The sequence below is a fragment of the Rhizobium aethiopicum genome (genome assembly GCF_014197535.1).
Classification (GTDB): Bacteria; Pseudomonadota; Alphaproteobacteria; order Rhizobiales; family Rhizobiaceae; genus Rhizobium; species Rhizobium aethiopicum_A.
Map to the genome: position 1 here is coordinate 147,531 of NZ_JACIFV010000006.1, position 16,663 is coordinate 164,193.

At 58.7% G+C, this 16,663-nt stretch carries 17 protein-coding genes and 2 pseudogenes; 15 read left to right on the top strand and 4 right to left on the bottom strand.

Translation table 11 applies throughout. From position 1 onward, the window contains the following. Window positions 1-209 precede the first annotated feature (209 nt). Window positions 210-521: a DUF982 domain-containing protein gene (locus GGD53_RS11375; protein WP_183704633.1), complete on the top strand. Its 312-nt coding sequence runs from the start codon at window positions 210-212 to the stop codon at window positions 519-521. Between the two features lie 269 nt (window positions 522-790). On the opposite strand, the gene GGD53_RS11380 is transcribed toward GGD53_RS11375, so the two are convergent. Together GGD53_RS11380 and GGD53_RS11385 are read right to left on the bottom strand one after the other, a co-directional pair. Then, a complete protein-coding gene (locus GGD53_RS11380; RefSeq protein WP_184455922.1) occupies window positions 791-1,414 on the bottom strand; it encodes a response regulator transcription factor in 624 nt (207 codons plus the stop codon). After that, window positions 1,404-3,314, bottom strand: a complete 1,911-nt coding sequence (locus tag GGD53_RS11385; RefSeq protein WP_184455924.1) for a PAS domain S-box protein — start codon at window positions 3,312-3,314, stop codon at window positions 1,404-1,406. The genes GGD53_RS11380 and GGD53_RS11385 overlap by 11 nt, the downstream gene beginning before the upstream one ends. Window positions 3,315-3,758: 444 nt before the next feature. Between GGD53_RS11385 and GGD53_RS11390 the strand changes: the two genes are divergently transcribed. The 13 genes and pseudogenes from GGD53_RS11390 to GGD53_RS11450 all read left to right on the top strand — a co-directional run bounded on the left by GGD53_RS11390 (window position 3,759) and on the right by GGD53_RS11450 (window position 12,579). After that, window positions 3,759-4,733, top strand: a complete 975-nt coding sequence (locus GGD53_RS11390; protein WP_184456158.1) for an alpha/beta fold hydrolase — start codon at window positions 3,759-3,761, stop codon at window positions 4,731-4,733. A gap of 98 nt (window positions 4,734-4,831) precedes the next feature. Beyond that, on the top strand, window positions 4,832-5,458 hold the full coding sequence (locus GGD53_RS11395; protein WP_184455926.1) for a pyridoxamine 5'-phosphate oxidase family protein: 627 nt from the start codon (window positions 4,832-4,834) through the stop codon (window positions 5,456-5,458). A gap of 21 nt (window positions 5,459-5,479) precedes the next feature. Then, window positions 5,480-5,677 (top strand): annotated as a pseudogene (locus tag GGD53_RS31640) (DUF1348 family protein); the annotation flags it as partial. Between the two features lie 10 nt (window positions 5,678-5,687). Continuing rightward, a pseudogene (locus GGD53_RS11405) lies at window positions 5,688-6,505 on the top strand (GNAT family N-acetyltransferase). A 237-nt stretch (window positions 6,506-6,742) separates the two neighbouring features. Further along, entirely contained in the window at window positions 6,743-7,534 is a 792-nt protein-coding gene (locus GGD53_RS11410) for an SDR family NAD(P)-dependent oxidoreductase (protein WP_184455930.1), read from the top strand. Between the two features lie 149 nt (window positions 7,535-7,683). Then, window positions 7,684-8,568, top strand: coding sequence for a LysR substrate-binding domain-containing protein (locus tag GGD53_RS11415; RefSeq protein WP_184455932.1), 885 nt, complete (start codon window positions 7,684-7,686; stop codon window positions 8,566-8,568). Between the two features lie 94 nt (window positions 8,569-8,662). Next, the gene (locus GGD53_RS11420; protein ID WP_184455934.1) at window positions 8,663-9,172 is read left to right on the top strand and encodes a nucleoside kinase; all 510 of its coding nucleotides are present in this window, start codon (window positions 8,663-8,665) and stop codon (window positions 9,170-9,172) included. A 292-nt stretch (window positions 9,173-9,464) separates the two neighbouring features. Then, complete coding sequence (locus GGD53_RS11425; RefSeq protein ID WP_184455936.1) at window positions 9,465-9,812, top strand: ArsR/SmtB family transcription factor; 348 nt, start codon at window positions 9,465-9,467, stop codon at window positions 9,810-9,812. After that, a complete protein-coding gene (locus tag GGD53_RS11430; protein ID WP_184455938.1) occupies window positions 9,805-10,308 on the top strand; it encodes an SRPBCC family protein in 504 nt (167 codons plus the stop codon). The genes GGD53_RS11425 and GGD53_RS11430 overlap by 8 nt, the downstream gene beginning before the upstream one ends. 102 nt (window positions 10,309-10,410) lie before the next feature. After that, window positions 10,411-10,776 (top strand): VOC family protein, encoded by a 366-nt coding sequence (locus GGD53_RS11435; RefSeq protein WP_184455940.1) that lies wholly within the window; start codon window positions 10,411-10,413, stop codon window positions 10,774-10,776. A 44-nt stretch (window positions 10,777-10,820) separates the two neighbouring features. Continuing rightward, on the top strand, window positions 10,821-11,648 hold the full coding sequence (locus GGD53_RS11440) for an aminoglycoside phosphotransferase family protein (protein ID WP_184455942.1): 828 nt from the start codon (window positions 10,821-10,823) through the stop codon (window positions 11,646-11,648). A gap of 164 nt (window positions 11,649-11,812) precedes the next feature. Further along, window positions 11,813-12,097 (top strand): DUF1778 domain-containing protein, encoded by a 285-nt coding sequence (locus tag GGD53_RS11445; protein WP_184455944.1) that lies wholly within the window; start codon window positions 11,813-11,815, stop codon window positions 12,095-12,097. Then, entirely contained in the window at window positions 12,097-12,579 is a 483-nt protein-coding gene (locus GGD53_RS11450) for a GNAT family N-acetyltransferase (protein WP_184455946.1), read from the top strand. The genes GGD53_RS11445 and GGD53_RS11450 overlap by 1 nt, the downstream gene beginning before the upstream one ends. Before the next feature lie 75 nt (window positions 12,580-12,654). Here GGD53_RS11450 and GGD53_RS11455 read toward each other — a convergent pair whose 3' ends face one another. Together GGD53_RS11455 and GGD53_RS11460 are read right to left on the bottom strand one after the other, a co-directional pair. Then, complete coding sequence (locus GGD53_RS11455) at window positions 12,655-13,062, bottom strand: hypothetical protein (RefSeq protein ID WP_184455948.1); 408 nt, start codon at window positions 13,060-13,062, stop codon at window positions 12,655-12,657. Between the two features lie 376 nt (window positions 13,063-13,438). Then, entirely contained in the window at window positions 13,439-14,209 is a 771-nt protein-coding gene (locus GGD53_RS11460) for an SDR family NAD(P)-dependent oxidoreductase (RefSeq protein WP_184456160.1), read from the bottom strand. 193 nt (window positions 14,210-14,402) lie between these two features. Here GGD53_RS11460 and GGD53_RS11465 point away from each other — a divergent pair, with 193 nt between their 5' ends. Beyond that, window positions 14,403-16,337 carry an adenylate/guanylate cyclase domain-containing protein gene (locus GGD53_RS11465; RefSeq protein WP_184455950.1) on the top strand — a complete coding sequence of 645 codons (1,935 nt, stop codon included), beginning with the start codon at window positions 14,403-14,405 and terminating at the stop codon, window positions 16,335-16,337. Window positions 16,338-16,663: the final 326 nt, after the last annotated feature.

Sequence of the window (16,663 nt, forward strand, 5' to 3'; positions counted from 1 at the left end):
CGAGGACATTCGCATTTCGATATGAATTGGATCGTCGCTTCCTCTTCCGGCGTCGGCCTCCTCAGCGTCAGCGCTGAATTACGGCGAACTATCAATCACAAATTCGCGCTTAAGCCGTGCCTTACGATAGATTTCAATTCCAAATTTTTAAATACGCGCGTACATTGAACATGGGGACTGCAGTATCCGTGCGTTGAGGGGTCGGGAAAATGTGCTGGAATACATCATCAGCATTCACGCCTGTCGGGTTTGCTTTGCGAGGTCCGAAATCTCGCAAGATCGTGTGGACATTGGGCGACGCGGCGCGTCTCCTGATGAACGACTGGCCTTGTGATGACGGCGAGGAATATATGGCTGCCGTCAAAGCCTGCGTCGACGCCATCACCGGCAAAATTGCCCCGGAACAATTCCGCGAAGTGCTTCTGCGTGCGGCCGACGAGGCGGGTATCCGTACTCTATCGCTCGTTCCGCAGGGAATGGGTGAGCGGCGGCCGGGTTTGCTGCCGATAATGCGATCGTAGGCCGCACGTCCAGCGACCAATCCTTTTAGACGTCACCTCCGCGCCTACAGAAGCGCTCGCTGGGCTCGGCGAGAGGAACGGCAGATTTGGGGCCTGTAGCGGACTGGCAGCTCCCGGTGATCGTTCACTCAGTAGAAGACGTTCAAATCGATGCGCGAAGTTTTCAGGTCCGGATTGTGGCACAAAGGTACCGGCTCATCACCATCTGTCGATGTAGGAGCCTCAGCTCTTGCAAGTGATAACACCCCGTTTTCTCCAAATAGCTGCTTTCAGTCCTTCAGAATGCCAGCGATCCTAACCAAATCTGCAACTGACGATGCTTGCATTTTCCGCATCATGTGGCCGCGGTGAAGCTTTACGGTGGCCTCGGCGAGCTGAACCTCAGCCGCAATCTGCTTGTTCAGTTTCCCGGCGACGACCAATGCCATGATCTGCCGCTCACGCTTGGTAAGCTTGGAATGCCTCAAGCGCAACCCAGCCATTTGGTTTGCTTCTTTGCGTCGAGCATCATCATCCGCCAAAGCGCGGTTTACCGCCTCCAGTAAATCCTGTTCACGCACGGGCTTTGTCAGGACATCAATAGCTCCGGCTTTCATTGCGCGGACCGCCATCGCGACATCGACATGGGCGCTGATCAGCACCACCGACCTTGGATGTCGGCTTTTCGTCAGAGCTTCTTGAAACTCCAGACCGCTCTGGCCTGGCAGACGAATATCCAGAACAATACAGCCTGCCCGGTCGGGATCATCCGCAGAAAGGAACTCCGGCACCGAGCAATGGGTTTCAGTGGCGTGCCCTACGGATTCGAACAATCCCCTCAAAGCTTCGCGGACGCTTTCGTCGTCATCTATGATGATGACGGTCGGCGGACTTCTTTTGCGATCATCGATCATAGTCGGCTGTGACCTCCGCCATGGGCAATGTAAACGTAAACACCGTACCAATCCGACTCTCTGCCGACGAAGCCCAAATCCGACCGCCATGGGCTTCAATAATGGAGCGGCATATGGAAAGTCCCATCCCGATACCGTCGGCCTTCGTGCTGTAAAATGCTTCGAACACTCGGTCCAACTCGTCGGGAGGAACACCGCGTCCCGAGTCCGAGACACTCACTCTCACGAATTGTTGCTCGTCCTCGGTGCATCTGATCCTGATACGTCTGTCGCTTGAAGCAGCGGCCATCGCTTCGGCGCTGTTCATGACCAAGTTCAGAACTACCTGTTGCAGCTGAGTTCGATCTCCAATGACCTCCAGAGGCCATTTCGGAAGATCGAGATCGAGTTCGATCTCTCGGTGACGAAGTTCCCCTCTCAAAAGATCCAGCACATCACGCACGGCGCCCTTCAAGTCAGTTCGCTCCATCCGGGCTGGTGACTTCTGAGCCAGTGCTCTGATACTTGCGATGATGTCGCCGGCGCGATGACCATCGTTGACGATCCTCTCCGCCGCGAGCCGGGCCTGTTCGATATCGGTATGCCCCGGTTGCAGCCAGCGCAGACATGTGCCGGCATTCGTGACAATTGCCATTAGCGGCTGGTTGACTTCATGGGCAATCGAAACGGCAAGTTCACCTGTGGCGGTCATTCGGGTCACATGGGCGAGGTCACTCTGGCTTTGCCGCAAGGACTCTTCCGCCCGTTTGCGATCCTCGATGTCCACGACGACGCCGTACCATCTCACAACATTTCCATCTGAATCCAGAAGAGGGCTTTGTCGAAGGTTAAACCACCGATATTCGCCATCGGCCCGTCTGATACGGGCGTCTACCGGGCGGCTTTTTTTTGAGGCTACGATATCGTCCCAGGCCATACGCATCAGCTCGACATCATCAGGATGAAACATGCGATAAAAACCGAAGCCGACGATCTCTTCAAAAGGTAGACCGACATAATCGATCAAGTTTCGATTAAAATATTCAAGCCGGCCATCCGAGGTGCAGGACCAAGCCATGGCGGGTATCGTGTTGATGATAAGGTTGAGTTTGTGTTCGCTTTCCCTGAGCGCTGCTTCGCTTTCTCGAAGAGCAATCTCCGCACGTTGCAGGTCTTCGATATCGATATTGCAGCCAAACCATCGCACGACCCCGTTGGCATCAACCAGCTTGCGGCCTGAGAAATAGAACCAACGGTAGTTGCCGTCGGCTCCACGGATGCGCCCCTTCAGAACAGTGTGGTCGGAATGCTCGAGGTCTCTCTTCCAGATGTCCACCATGCCTGGAATGTCGTCCGGGTGGTAAAGCTCCAGAAAACACCACTCGAGGATTTGGTCTGCAGGACGACCCGCGTAGTCCAGCCAGCTTTTATTGACAAAATCAGCGCTACCATCCGGCCGCGCCGACCATACGAGAACAGGCAGCGAATTGATGATGAGGCTGAGATTTTCCTCGCTGGCTGCAAGTGCTGTCTTCGTTTCTTTCAATGCGTTTTCGGCCTGTTTGCGGTCTTCTATATCGAGGACCACACCATACCATCTCACGACATTCCCTTCAGGATCGAGCCGCGGCTTCTGCCGAAGCGTGCACCAACGATATTGACCATCTGCGCGCCTGAGCCTGCCCACGACCTCTCTGGCATGTTTCGAGGCCATGATGTCGTGCCATTCCGAAGCGAGATGTGACGTGTCGTCGGGATGAAACAGCTTGTAGAATCCCACTCCGGAGATTTCCTCAAGCGGCGCCCCGATAAACTCGAGAAAATGCTGGTTGGCAAAATCCAACATGCCTTCCGACGTTGCGGACCACACCATGGCGGGGATCATATCGATAATGGGATCGGTTTCCGGTTCTCGTTCCACCGCACACTCCGTTCAGTGTTTGAGACGTTACGGAGCTCAAACGTTCCGACTCCATGTCAGGAAATGTCGAAAGATGGCCGATCGTCCGTCGGAAATAGTTACGAGATTTCTATGACTTGGGTAAGGGAAAATCGATATACGAAGGTCTATGGTTGCAATGCCATCGTCTAGTTAAGCGTGACCTAGATCGCAATTGAGCGAGGCCACAAACCGGCTTACTCCTTAACGCCGAAGCCCTTTGAGGAACGGTGAGCTCAGCGGGTCCCTCGTCGCCTTCACATCGAGCATTCACGTGCAACGAAATTCTACATCACTGCCATTCCTGACCTGAGGCAACAGCCTCCGGTGACGTTGTTAATCGCCACGGCGCTTGCGCGGTCTGAACGACCGACAGCAGCCCTCATTCGAGATCATTTTTTCATCTCGACCTATAGGGAGACCATCATGCGTAGCTTGATTATGTGCCTGATGCTGGCGACCGCCAGCATGACTGCCGCAAATGTAGCGGCAGCGCTTCCCGCGCAGGCCACGACGTACGTTCGCGAGGTCCCGGTTCCCGTCCACTACCGAACCGCAAAGATCGAGGGTCTCGATATCTTCTACCGGGAAGCGGGGCCGGCCGACGCTCCGGTCGTGCTGCTGCTTCATGGATTTCCGACGTCATCCCACATGTTCCGTAATCTGATACCGCTCCTTGCAGATCGATACCACGTCATCGCGCCTGACTATCCGGGTTACGGGCAAAGTGCATCTCCCGATCATAGCAACTTTGCCTATACGTTTAGCGGCGTCGCCAATATCGTCGACAGGTTGCTGGATCATTTGGCGGTCGAAAGCTATGCGATGTACGTCATGGATTATGGTGCACCGGTGGGATACCGCTTAGCGCTGAAACATCCGGAACGGGTCAGTGCGCTGATCATCCAGAACGGCAACGCCTATGATGAAGGGCTCAAGGAATTCTGGGATCCCATCAAGACCTACTGGTCCGATGGATCGAAGAAGAGCCGTGAGGCGCTCTCCGGTCTGGTCACGCTCGAAACGACCAAGTTCCAGTATACCGATGGCATGGAAGACGTGTCGCGCATCAGCCCTGACAACTGGGTTCACGACCAAGCTCTTTTGGACCGACCAGGCAACAAAGATATCCAGCTCGATATGTTGTATGACTATCGCACCAACGTGCCGCTTTACCCTGCGTTCCAAAGTTTCTTTCGTGAGCGCAAACCGCCCACGCTCATCGTCTGGGGCAAGAACGATTATATCTTTCCTGAGGCCGGCGCTCATCCTTATCTCAAGGATCTTCCGAATGCCGAAATTCATATCCTGAACTCGGGCCACTTCCTGCTCGAAGAAAAGCTTGACGTCGCCGCTCCGCTAATCAACGACTTCCTGAATCGCAACGTCGCAAAGAAGTGACCATCAGCCATGGTCACCGGCGGTGCGACCAAGGTTCCGCCACGCCGAGGTCGCTCCGCTGAACAGTGGTTACTAAATTCCAGATTTTGGAGATCCCCATGCCGTACCATTTTTTGGAAGTTGCAATCACTCCGAATGTGCGGCTTGCACAAGCTGAAATGGGTACCGACCAGATTTGGTTAGGCGACCACCATCGAGAATCCGACCACTTCACCGACAGCGAACTGGCTTTCATCTCTGAACGGGACAGCTTCTACATTGCCTCTGTGTCGGAAACCGGCTGGCCATATGTTCAGCATCGCGGTGGGCCAAAGGGCTTTCTGAAAATAGTCGACAAGAAAACGCTGGCTTTTGCCGACTACAGGGGCAACCGCCAATATATCAGTACCGGAAACTTTGCCGCAAATGACCGGGCCTGTCTTTTTCTGGTGGATTACCCGCGACGAGCACGCCTCAAGATATATATGCATGTCGAGAAGCTAGCACTCGATGCCGACCCGGCACTGACCGACCTTGTTTTCGACGCCGGCTACCGAGCAGAGGCAGAACGGATTTTCCGGCTGCGGTTGGAAGCCTTCGATTGGAACTGCCCTCAACATATCACACCGCGTTACACCGAACACGAGGTCGAGAAAGCGGTAAGACCATTGCGGGAACGCTTGGCCGAATTGGAGTCGGAGAATGCAGAATTGCGTACTCGGCTCGAGGCATTGGGAGGAAAATAATGGACGCCACACAGACCCCCGTTGCCGCCCTTTTCATGGGCTTCTGCAGCAGAAAAGGTTCGGCTTGCGGAGGATGGCTGGAACAGCCGCAATCCCGAGAAGGTAGCGCTGGCCTATAGCCATAACAGCCGGTGGCGCAACCGCTCCGAGTTTATAAACGGCCGCGAAGCGATCATCGGCTTTCTCACACGGAAATGGCAACGTGAACTCGCATACAGAGGACACTACCATGGATCGCCCGTCAGCATCGCACCAAACGGTGCCGGAAGAAGATATCATCGAAGCGAAAGCTTTTGTCGACCTGTTCATGGTCGCGCCCCAGACGCTCGTCAACCAGGCTGAGTTTCGCTGCATGCAATTGGCTGTAGGTTGCGCAATATCGCTGCCCAGCGCGCCCGCCATCGGTCTAAATCGTGTGCTCGGCATTGTAGCACTTGAAGATCTCGATACGGCCTATGAATGGATGAGCAAAAAGGCAGGCCGCCGTTACTTGCAAATGAACGCTGCCACCGCTCCTCAACAGACACACGATTGGATGAGAAACGGGGCCTTGTACCCCAAGGTAACGGATGGGCAAAGCTACGGCGAACGGCGCCTTCTACGCCACTCATCCATTCTGGAGAGGTCACTACCCGCCAGGTCAAAGTCACCGAAGCCGAAATCTTCGGCTCGATGATGTGCGCCGGATTTAACTTTCCGGCAAACCTGACACCGCTTTGGTCAGCGATCGTCGGGAAGGACGGTTGGAGCTGCTTTTTCGCGGAATTGGACGGCAGGCCGATTGCGACCGGCGCGATGTATGCAGCAGACGGCTTTGCGTGGCTTGGCGGTGGCGCGACTGTTCCCGAGTTTCGCAATCGAGGGGCACAGAAGGCTCTCATTACCGCGCGTCTGAACCAAGGCGCCAGTCAGGGCGTTCAGACATTCGTCGCCGAAACCGCCCAGCTTTCAGCCGATGAACCGAATGTCTCTCACGCCAATCTCATCATTGCCGGATTCGAGCAGATTTATACGAGAATGAATTACCGGTTTCCGGACGGTTTATAAGGGACGGCAGACACCTTAGGTCTGCTAGTCGAGCTGTTGCTGTCTTTCCAATTGTCGCGCTTGCCGGATCAGTGCTTCGAACTCTGAGAGAGTGTCATCTGCTTCTGGATCAGACTGCAAACCCGCTCCCAAGCACCGCCACCGGCCCAACCCGACAGGATCATCGACGTCGAGGGCTGTTGCGAGACCGACCGCCAGGTCATACGTTCTCTGATCCAACCTCAGAAGGAGCAGCAGATGCAGATCGACCTCGCAGGCAAGACCGCTCTGATTACTGGATCTACCGAAGGCATCGGCTACGCGATCGCCCGCCAGCTCGCGAGGGCTGGCGCGGACGTGGTGATCAACGGACGGTCTGAAGAAAAGACAGCAAAGGCCGCCGAACGCCTGAAAGGCGAAGGTGCCAGGGGCACCGTAGCCGCCGTCGCAGCCGATATCGCAACCGCTGAAGGGTGTGGCGCTCTCGTCGCCAAGGTTCCTCATGTCGATATCCTGATCAACAATGCGGGCATCTTCCAGCCGCTCGACTTCTTCGAGGCGAACGACGAGGTATGGAATCGCCATTGGCAGGTAAACGTCATGTCGGCCGTCAGGCTTTCGCGTGCCTACCTTCCGGGTATGCAGAGCGTTGACTGGGGTCGCGTCATCTTCATCGCATCGGAATCCGGCTTTAACATTCCGGTGGAGATGATTCATTACGGCGTTAGTAAGACCGCCGATATCGCGGTTGCCCGCGGGCTCGCCAAGCGCATGGCTGGTACAGGCGTTACTGTGAACTCGGTTCTCCCCGGCCCAACACTGTCCGAAGGCGTCGAGGCGATGCTTGCCGAAGAGCGTGCGAAGACGGGCAAGCCGATCGAGGAGGTCGCGGCGGACTTCGTCAAGAAGCATCGTGGCAGTTCGATCATCCAACGAGCTGCAAACGTCGAGGAAATCGCCAACCTCGTAACCTATCTGGCGTCGCCTTTGGCATCCGCGACGACCGGAGCTTCCATGCGCGTGGACGGCGGGCTGATCGACACGCTCTGAGGTGGTCCTTCATCTCGCTTGCCAGTTGTTCATGCGGCGGAGCCTTCCGATCGCCTCCCCGACGATCTGCGACAACGAAAGAGCCCCTGTTAGGACAGACTCTAAATAAGCTCCTGGTATCGTCATTCGAAACCTCGAGGTAGGCAATTGTGGACAAGCTGGCCGGCATGGCGATGTTCGTCAGGGTCATCGACAATGGCAGCTTCGCGGCCGCCGCGGAGATCGCGCGGGTGTCGCCGGCCGTGGTTGCCAAGCACATCAAGACGATCGAGACCCGGCTCGGGGCCAAGCTCATTCATCGCACCACCCGGCGCCATCAGCTGACGGAGGTCGGCCAGCTCTATTACGAGCGCTGCAAGCGCGCGCTTGCCGAAGTGGCGCTGGCCGAAGCTTCGGCAAGCGAGCTGCAATCGGCGCCGCGCGGCCGGCTTCGGCTGGTGGCGCCGGTCAGTTTCGGCACGCAAGTGCTGGTGCCGGCATTGATCGAATACCAGAATGCCTACCCCGACCTCAGCATCGAGCTATCGCTCGACAACAATGTCCATGATCTCGTCGGCGAGGGGTTCGAGCTCGGCATCCATATCGGCCCGCTCTCAGACAGCAGCCTCGTCGCCCGCCCACTCACGCCCTATCGGCGCATTCTCGCCGCCTCGCCCGACTATCTTGCCCGCCATGGTCGGCCGGCCTTGCCAGAGGATCTGACGACCCATCTCTGCCTCGGCCATTCCTATTGGCGCATGCATGACCGCTGGCACCTGGTCGGACCGGGCGGCGAAATGCGCGATGTGCCGATCTCCGGAAAATTCTCCACCAATCAGGGCGCGGCACTGCGCATGGCAGCGCTCAGCGGCGCGGGTATAGTGCTTCAGCCGGAACTGCTGCTCGCCGCCGATATCGCCGAAGGACGGCTCGAGCAGGTGCTGCCGGAATGGTCCTACAGGCCTGTGCCGATGTTCCTCATCTATGCCCCGAACCGGCGGCCGACAGCGATGTTGCGGACGGTGATCGATTTCCTGGTGGAACGGTTCGGTTAAGCCGATCGGCGTCGACATAGCGACGGGCATGCCGGCACATCGTCCGCACGGTGAGGCCCTTCTCACCGGATTGCAGGCCGTGATAAAAGCGCTCATGGGTATCAAGAACTATTTGATCGAAGGCAGTTCGGGCACTGGAAAAACGTCCGTCGCTTCCGAACTGGAGCGGCGGGGCTACCATGTTGTCCATGGTGACCGCGTCCTGGCATATGTGGGCGACCCCGAGACAGGCCATGCGCTCGCAGGACCACCCGAAGGCGCCGATCGCATCGCTTGGGGATACGCGCATTGGATCTGGCCTGCCGAAAAGGTCCGGGCCATTGCTGCCGACACTACTCACCCTGTTACTTTCTTCTGTGGCGGCTCGCGCAATTTCCACAAATTCCTGCACCTGTTCGATAAGGTTTTCGTGCTCGATATCGACGTTGAGACTTTGAACCGACGGTTGGATGGGCGGCCCGATGAGCCGGGCTTCGAGCCGGCGGAGCGGGCTCTGGTGCTCCGCTACCATGACACCCGAGAGTATCTTCCCGTCGGTATCAATATCGACACGGCGGCTGGCATTACAGATGTCGTCGACGATATCCTCGCTCAACTCACCTGAAGTCCTAAACTGAATCGGATGCGAAGCGCTCGGCCTTTGTTGGAAACGCTGGCCGCCTGAACGCTGATCGGCGGCATCTCCCTGCGTAGCCGCCGGCAGCTTTCAGAGCGACAAACGGCGTGTCGTCGTGGCTGCAATGAGGGCGCGAAACTGCCGAGGCACTTGGCTGTCGGCCCGCGCCAGACGACTTCTTTGCCGCCGCCGCGGTGCATGACCTCGAATGATCGGTCTACCGCAGGGAAAGTTCGGAAGGCTTGCGCTTCCGGCGCGATCAGGTTATACACTGAACCATATGGTTCAGTATGAAAGTCCTCCCCTCGATCTCTCGTTCGCGGCGCTGTCCGATGCGACCCGCCGCGGGATCATCGATCAGCTTGGGCGAGGCGACGCGTCGATCACCAGTCTCGCGGATAAGTTCCAGATGACGCTGACCGGCATGAAGAAGCACGTCCAGGTTCTCGAGCGGGCGGGGCTCGTCGTCACGCAGAAGGTCGGACGGGTGAGAACCTGCAAGCTTGGAAAACGCGGCCTCAAGGCGGAGGCCGAGTGGATCGAGGCGCATCGCAGGCTCTTCGAGGCCCGCTTCGAAGCATTGGATGAGATCATCAGCGAAATGAAACAGGAGGGAAGCGATGACTGAGCAAATTGACAGGGCAGGTAGCGCGCAGAACCGGACGTCAGTCGAGCGCAGAGGAGATCGCGAACTCATTGTGACGCGGACATTCAATGCGCCGCCGAGCACGGTTTACAGGGCGTGGAGCCAGCCCGAGCTGTTCCAGCGCTGGTGGGTGCCAGAATCAGCACCCGGCATTTCGCTCGTATCGTGCGAAATGGACGTCCGCACCGGGGGCAAATATCGGCTGGAATTCGGCGCCGGCGGTTCGGATACCATGGCCTTCTATGGCAAGTATCTCGAGGTGGTGCCGAATGAGCGCATCGTCTGGACCAACGACGAGGGCGAAGAGGGCGCGATCACCACCGTGACCTTCGAGGATCAAGGCGGGAAGACACTGCTGATTTTCCACGAAGTCTATCCGTCCAGGGAGGCGCTTGAGGAAGCACTGCAGGGCTCGGCTGTCGCATTGCCGGAGCAGTTGGAACAGCTCGACGAATTGCTTTCCAGCCTGACCGAGTAGCGGACGGCCTTCAGGCCGCCTTTGCCGCCATCCACGCACATTTGGAACGCAACTCGTCCTGTTTCATTACCGTGGAGTCGGCAAGCAAGGGGAGTTATGGGAATGCGGATCCAAGGAATCTACGCCGCGCTCGCAACGGCAGACATGGATAGAGCGGAGAAGTTTTACACTCAGCTGTTTGACCGGGGGCCTGATGATCGCCCCATGGAGGCGTTGATCCAATGGCGCAACGTCGCCGGAGCGAACATTCAAATCTTCCTCGACAAGGAGAATGCCGGGTTCGGCAGGCTGACCATTGTGGTGCCGAAAATGGATGAAGCCCGCAGAGCGCTCGAAGAAATTGGGGTGACGCTCACAGGCGAATCCGAGGGCGACTACGGAAGGATTGCCCAGATCGCGGATCCGGATGGCAATCGCATCACCCTTGCGGAGCCGCCCTCTCGGCCGTTCGATACGCAGCGAAGATAGCACCGCCGCTTGACCCTCTGGTTTGCCCGTGCCTAAGCTTGGGCATGGGCGAGCCGGAAATTCCTCTCACAGGCGGTGCGGATTCGAATGTTGTCCGGGTCGGCGGCACGGTTCGGCGGGATGGCCGCGCATGGTCTTCCGCCGTTCTCGACCTGCTTCGCCACGTTGAACGGCAAGGATTTGAAGGGGCTCCCCGAGCGCTCGGCTTCGATGATGAGGGACGCGAATGTCTCACTTACGTCGAAGGTGACGTTGGCTTGGGCAAAGGCTTCATCCCGGATCAACTTGGCCGCTTCGACGTCCGGCTTCCCGACTACGTCTGGAGCGACCGGGCCCTTGCCGAACTGGGGAAATTGCTGCGATCCTACCACGACGCTGCCGCAAGCTTCCCCTGGAATGAGCGCAACTGGCGTCTTCAACCGCAGGAACCCGTCGAAACGATCTGTCACAATGATCTCTCACCGTGGAATACCGTCTTCCGAGCTGGGCTCCCTGTCGCGTTCATCGATTGGGATGCCGCAGCACCGGGACCCCGCTCTTGGGACCTTGGCTTCATCGCGTGGCGTTGGGTGCCATTTTGGCGTGACGACAAATGCGAAGCGCATGGTTTGCCGAAAGGCGTCCGCGAGAAAACGCGGCGCTTCCAGCTCTTCCTAGACGCCTATGGGATAGAGCCGGAGCTTGAGATCATGCGGGCAGCCATCGAAAGGGTGCGGCAGATGCAGCAACATATGCGCAATCTCGCTGCATCCGGCTCTGCATGGGAAATCGAATTGGAACGCCGCGGCGTCCTTGATGAGGGAGCGCTCGAGCTGGCCTGGATGGAAGAACACGCAGGGGAATTGGTGCAGCGACTTGGTTCGTCGTCATAGCATCTGGATCAGACTGCGCGAGCAAGGCAACACTTGGCAAGGTGCGAACGGCACATCGCTTACGGTGTAGAGAGCCAGTGGCCAGCCGAACCGCTGCGCGGCAAGAAAATAGATACACGTTGTGTATGCGCTTGTGGTATAGGCTGATCTCGAAGGAAAAGACCATGGCCAGCAAAAACGCAACCGACACCCACAAACACGCCGTCAATTTGAAGGTTCGTGACGACATTCGCAGCCTGATCGACCGTGCAGCCAAGGCTCACGGGAAAACCCGGTCGGATTTCATGATCGATGCCGCGCGCCGCGCCGCCGAAGACGCGCTTCTCGACCAGACATTGGTGCAAGTCGATCCAGGCAGCTATAAACACTATCTGACCGTCCTCGACCAGCCGCCAAGCGGCGAAGGTTTCGAGCGGCTGATGAATGCTCCCAAACCCTGGCAGCGGTAATGTTGTCACCTCCGGCGCTTCTCGGAGAAGCGCACGATCTCCAACTATTCGACAGCGGGCACGATAGTCTCGATGAATGGCTGCGCCGCCGCGCGCGGGCCAATCAGGTCAGCGGCGCGTCGCGAACCTACGTGGTTTGCGATGGCGAGCGTGTCATCGGTTACTATTGCCTGTCATCGGGGGCGCTCGCGGTCGCGGACGCGCCGGGAGCTGTCCGACGCAATATGCCGGACCCCGTTCCTATGGCAGTGCTCGGCCGTCTTGCTATCGATCGGAACTGGCAGGGAAAGGGCATTGGAGCTGCGCTGTTGCAAGACGCCGTTTTGCGCACCGGACAGGCGGCGCACATCATGGGCATTCGCGGCCTTCTGGTTCACGCAATCTCCGACGAAGCCAAGGCCTTCTACGAGCATTATGGGTTCGTCGCGTCGCCGGCAAACCCCATGACCTTGGTGTTATCGTTGAAAGCACGACAGGCTTGATCGATTCCCCAAAAAATCGCCCGGTCCGATGAATATTACGAATAGGCTTTCTGACGCGCCGGCGCTCCCGGCGCTCTACTTGACGACGTTAACGTCGAAAGTCACGTCGCGAACGAAGCCATCTCCGTAGGACTCCCTGAACGTTGTTTTATCAGGGCCGACATACCCGGCTGCAGAGGTGTAGTAAACAACCACGCCGGCGGTTTTCACGCCTTCGCATTTGGAAAACTTCTTCGAATTCGCGAGTACATCTTCCGGTACGATTTCGAGTTTCCCATGAGCTGGCGGAAAAACTGTTCGAACGTTTGGACGGCTTGCTTGTGAGCAATCGGCTTTGAGGTGCCAAGCCTGCCCCAGTCGCGTCCGCTCGGCGCTGACTGCAGTCAGGTTCTTGTTCTCCGTAGCAACGCCACCCGAGGTGGTCGTGCAACTCGCCAGTATTGGAAGAAGGAGAGCGGAAATTGCTGCAGCCGAAATTCGCATCACTGGTTTCCTGTTGCGGATGAGTATGCGTATCGACGGCCTTTAAAACCGTCAATCGCGTGAGGCATTGAGCCGCAGGGGCCAAGTCCTGCTGACGGCGCAGAACCCGCGAGGTCATCCTCGCCCTTGTGCCACGGCTCTGCGGTTCGAGCCGATGTCTGCCCCTCACCCTAACCCTCTCCCCGTTCTGACGGGGAGAGGGGACGTGCCTTGCAAGAGGGTAGATGGGGACGGAAAGGTTGCGGCTATCCCCCTTCGCCCCGCAAGCGGGGAGAAGGTGCCGGCAGGCGGATGAGGGGCCGCTCTCGCCGATTTCCTGCGCCGGGATGCTGCGTTTCGTCTTGTCTGCTCGAGCTGCCGTGCAGAAGCCTCGGCCTCAGGCGACGGACCAACCACCGTCCACCAGCAGGTTCGCGCCGGTGATCAGGCTCGCAGCCGGCGATGCCAGGAAGACGACGGCCCCCACCACATCATCGGTTTCACCGATCCGGCCAAGCGGAATGTGATCGAGTGTCGCCTGGCGATTGGCGGCGTCGGACAGAAAGGGTGCCGTGCCATCGGTGTGGATGAAGGTCGGCGATACGGTGTTGACGGTGACATTATAGCGGGCCCATTCGGCGGCAAGGCAGCGCGTCAGGTGATTGATGGCCGCCTTGCTCATACAATAGATCGCCTCGCCGCGCAGCGCCACGGTGCCGGCCTGTGAGCTGATGCTGATGATCCGGCCACCATTCTGCTTGATCATCTGACGCCCGACGGCCTGCGTCATCAGGAAGGTGCCCTTGATGTTGACATCGAGGGTCTCGTCGAGGTCCTTCTCCTCGACGAGTTCGGCGAGATTGCCGGGCGCCACACCGACATTGTTGACGAGGACGTCGATCCGACCAAATGTCGTCAGCGCCCGGTCGACGGCTTGGCCGATATGGGCTTTATTGGGAATGTCGAGTTCAACAGCGAGGACTTTTCGTCCCGCGCCCTCGAGCTCGGCAACCAGATCCGCCGACGCTTCGACATTGCGGACCCCCAAAACAATATCGGAACCTGCCGCGGCACAGGCGAGCGCGCAAGCTCGGCCGATGCCACGGCTCGCTCCTGTTACCAAAGTCACTTTGCCCTCAAGGCTGAAGTCAGGCGCATTCTTCTGCATCATCATTCCTCCCTCGATGAAATCAATTTATGGCAGGGTTGGCGGGCGGATGCCAGATTTTGTGCGCCTGGAGTGTCGCGTTGGGACGCAGAAGCACCCCAAGCAGACATACCGTGCTGGCGGTGCGCTAGTTGCGGCGCTTCGATGGGTGTAGACTGCGGAGACGATTGCATGTTCATGCAAGGCAACGATGATGGGCACCCCCGCGCTCGACCGAAAGCTGCTCGCGATCCTCGCGGCGGATATGGTTGGCTACTCAAAGGCGATGGAGGCCGATGAGGCCGGCACCATCAGGCGGCTGAAGGCCATCCGCGCCGAGCTGATCAATCCCACTATCTCAGAGCGCCATGGCACCATCATCAAACTGATGGGCGACGGCGCGCTCGTCGCCTTCGACAGCGTGGTTGATGCGGTTGCCTGCGCCGCGGTGTTTCAGAATGCCGTGGCGGCGCGCAATGCCGCCCTGCCGGAGCCTGAGCGCATCATGTTCCGCGTCGGGATCAATCTGGGCGATGTGGCCTTGGTGGATGGCGATGTTTATGGGGATGGGGTGAATGTCGCCGCGCGGCTGGAGCATTTGGCCGAACCGGGAGGCGTGGTGGTGTCGGGCACGGCATACGATCATCTCCAGGGCAAGCTCGACTGGCCGCTCGATTTCGCCGGCGAGCGGCAGGTCAAGAACATCAGCCGCCCGGTGCGGATGTATCGGCTGAGGCTCGACGGCAAACGGGCACGCCGCCGCCCGCTTCTCGCGATGATGCCGCGCTGGATCGGACCGACTGCAGCGGCGATCGTCGTTCTGGCTCTGGCAGGTGGCGGGGCCGCCTGGTGGTTCCTCCAGCCGGAACCTTTGAGCGGCAAGCCGTCGGTAGCGGTGCTGCCCTTCGAAGATTATGGGGGCGACGAGGCGAGCGGGCGTCTGGCCGATGGCCTGACTGAGGACGTCATCACCGACCTCGCACGGTTTCCCGAATTCGAGGTGGTGGCGCGCAATTCGACGGAAATTTACAAAGGAAAGCCGGTGGATGCCCGCCAGGTCGCAACTGCGCTCCATGTCGGCTTTGTCCTGGAAGGCTCGATCCAGCGGCAGAGTGGCCGGGTCCGGATCACAGCGCAGTTGATCGATGCAAAAACCGGCCGCCATCTTTGGTCGGAGAATTGGGACCGGCCGGCTGAGGACGTGTTCGCCGTTCAGACCGAAATCGCAGAGCAGGTCGCCAACCGCCTCGGCGGCGGCGTGGGACTGATTCAGGAGGCCGGGCGGGCCGCAGCCAAACGCAAACGGCCCGAAAACCTGAATGCCTACGATTATTATCTGCTCGGGTCGGAGAAGATCGAAAAGCTCACCAAGGCCGATGACGAGGAGGCCATCGCCTTTCTCAACCGCGCCGTGGAGCTGGACCCGGGGCTGGCGCGGGCCTGGGTAGAACTTTACCACGCTCATGATCTGATGGGAGTGTTCGGAGTCGATCCCGAGGGCAACCGCAAGGCGGGCGCCGATGTGGCCGAACGCGCGGTCCGGCTTGATCCGCGCGACGCTGAAGCCCATGTGGTGTTTGCCATGAGCCTTGCCAACAGGGGCGACATGGGTCGCGCCAAGTCCGAATTCGACACGGCCCTTCGCCTGGCGCCCGGTTCGTCCGAAATTCTGACTTTTTACAGCGGTTATGCCGCACGCTTCAACGACCCGGAACGCGGTGCTCAAATGGTCGACAAGGTCATGCGGCTCGACCCGAACTATCCGATGTGGGCGTCCAACTTCTTCGCCCCTGCCTATTTTATGGCGGGGCGGTATGAGGACGCGGTGACGATGCTGGAGCGGATGACGCCGAACAACTACCAAAGGTGGACTTGGGTGATCCGCAGCAGCTCGCTTGCGGCACTGGGTCGAACCGATGAGGCGCATGCTTCAGCGATGGAAACTCTCAAACAGCACCCCGAAGTGACCGTCGAGAGCATGATCAACGAACCCGGCCTCAGCACGGTGGAGCGCAATCGGTTCATAGAGACAATGCCGCTCGCCGGCTTCCCGGTATGCGCCAAGCCCGAGGCGCTGGCGAACCTCGTCAAACCTGTGCGACTGCCGGAATGCGACGCGGCGAAGGCGAAGCCTCCCGGGCAACCGTAAAATAGCCGTGCAACGCGGCCCTCCAAGAGAGCCTCATCCTGAGGTGCCCCGCAGGGGCCTCGAAGGACGAGGCGGGTGCTCAGCCGTTGATACATGCAAGAAGCAGCGTTGCAGCGTGCTTCGAGGCTTCGCCCTTTCGGGCTGCGCACCTCAGCATGAGGGACGTTGGAGGATGCCGCGCTCCAATAACAGGCGCTTGGAGATGCATATACAAATCACGGGGTGGAGAATGCAGCGTCGGGTTTCAAGAGAGCCTCATCCTGAGGTGCCCGAAGGGCCTCGAAGGGCGAGGCGGGTGCTCAGGCGTTGATCCATGCAAGAAGCAG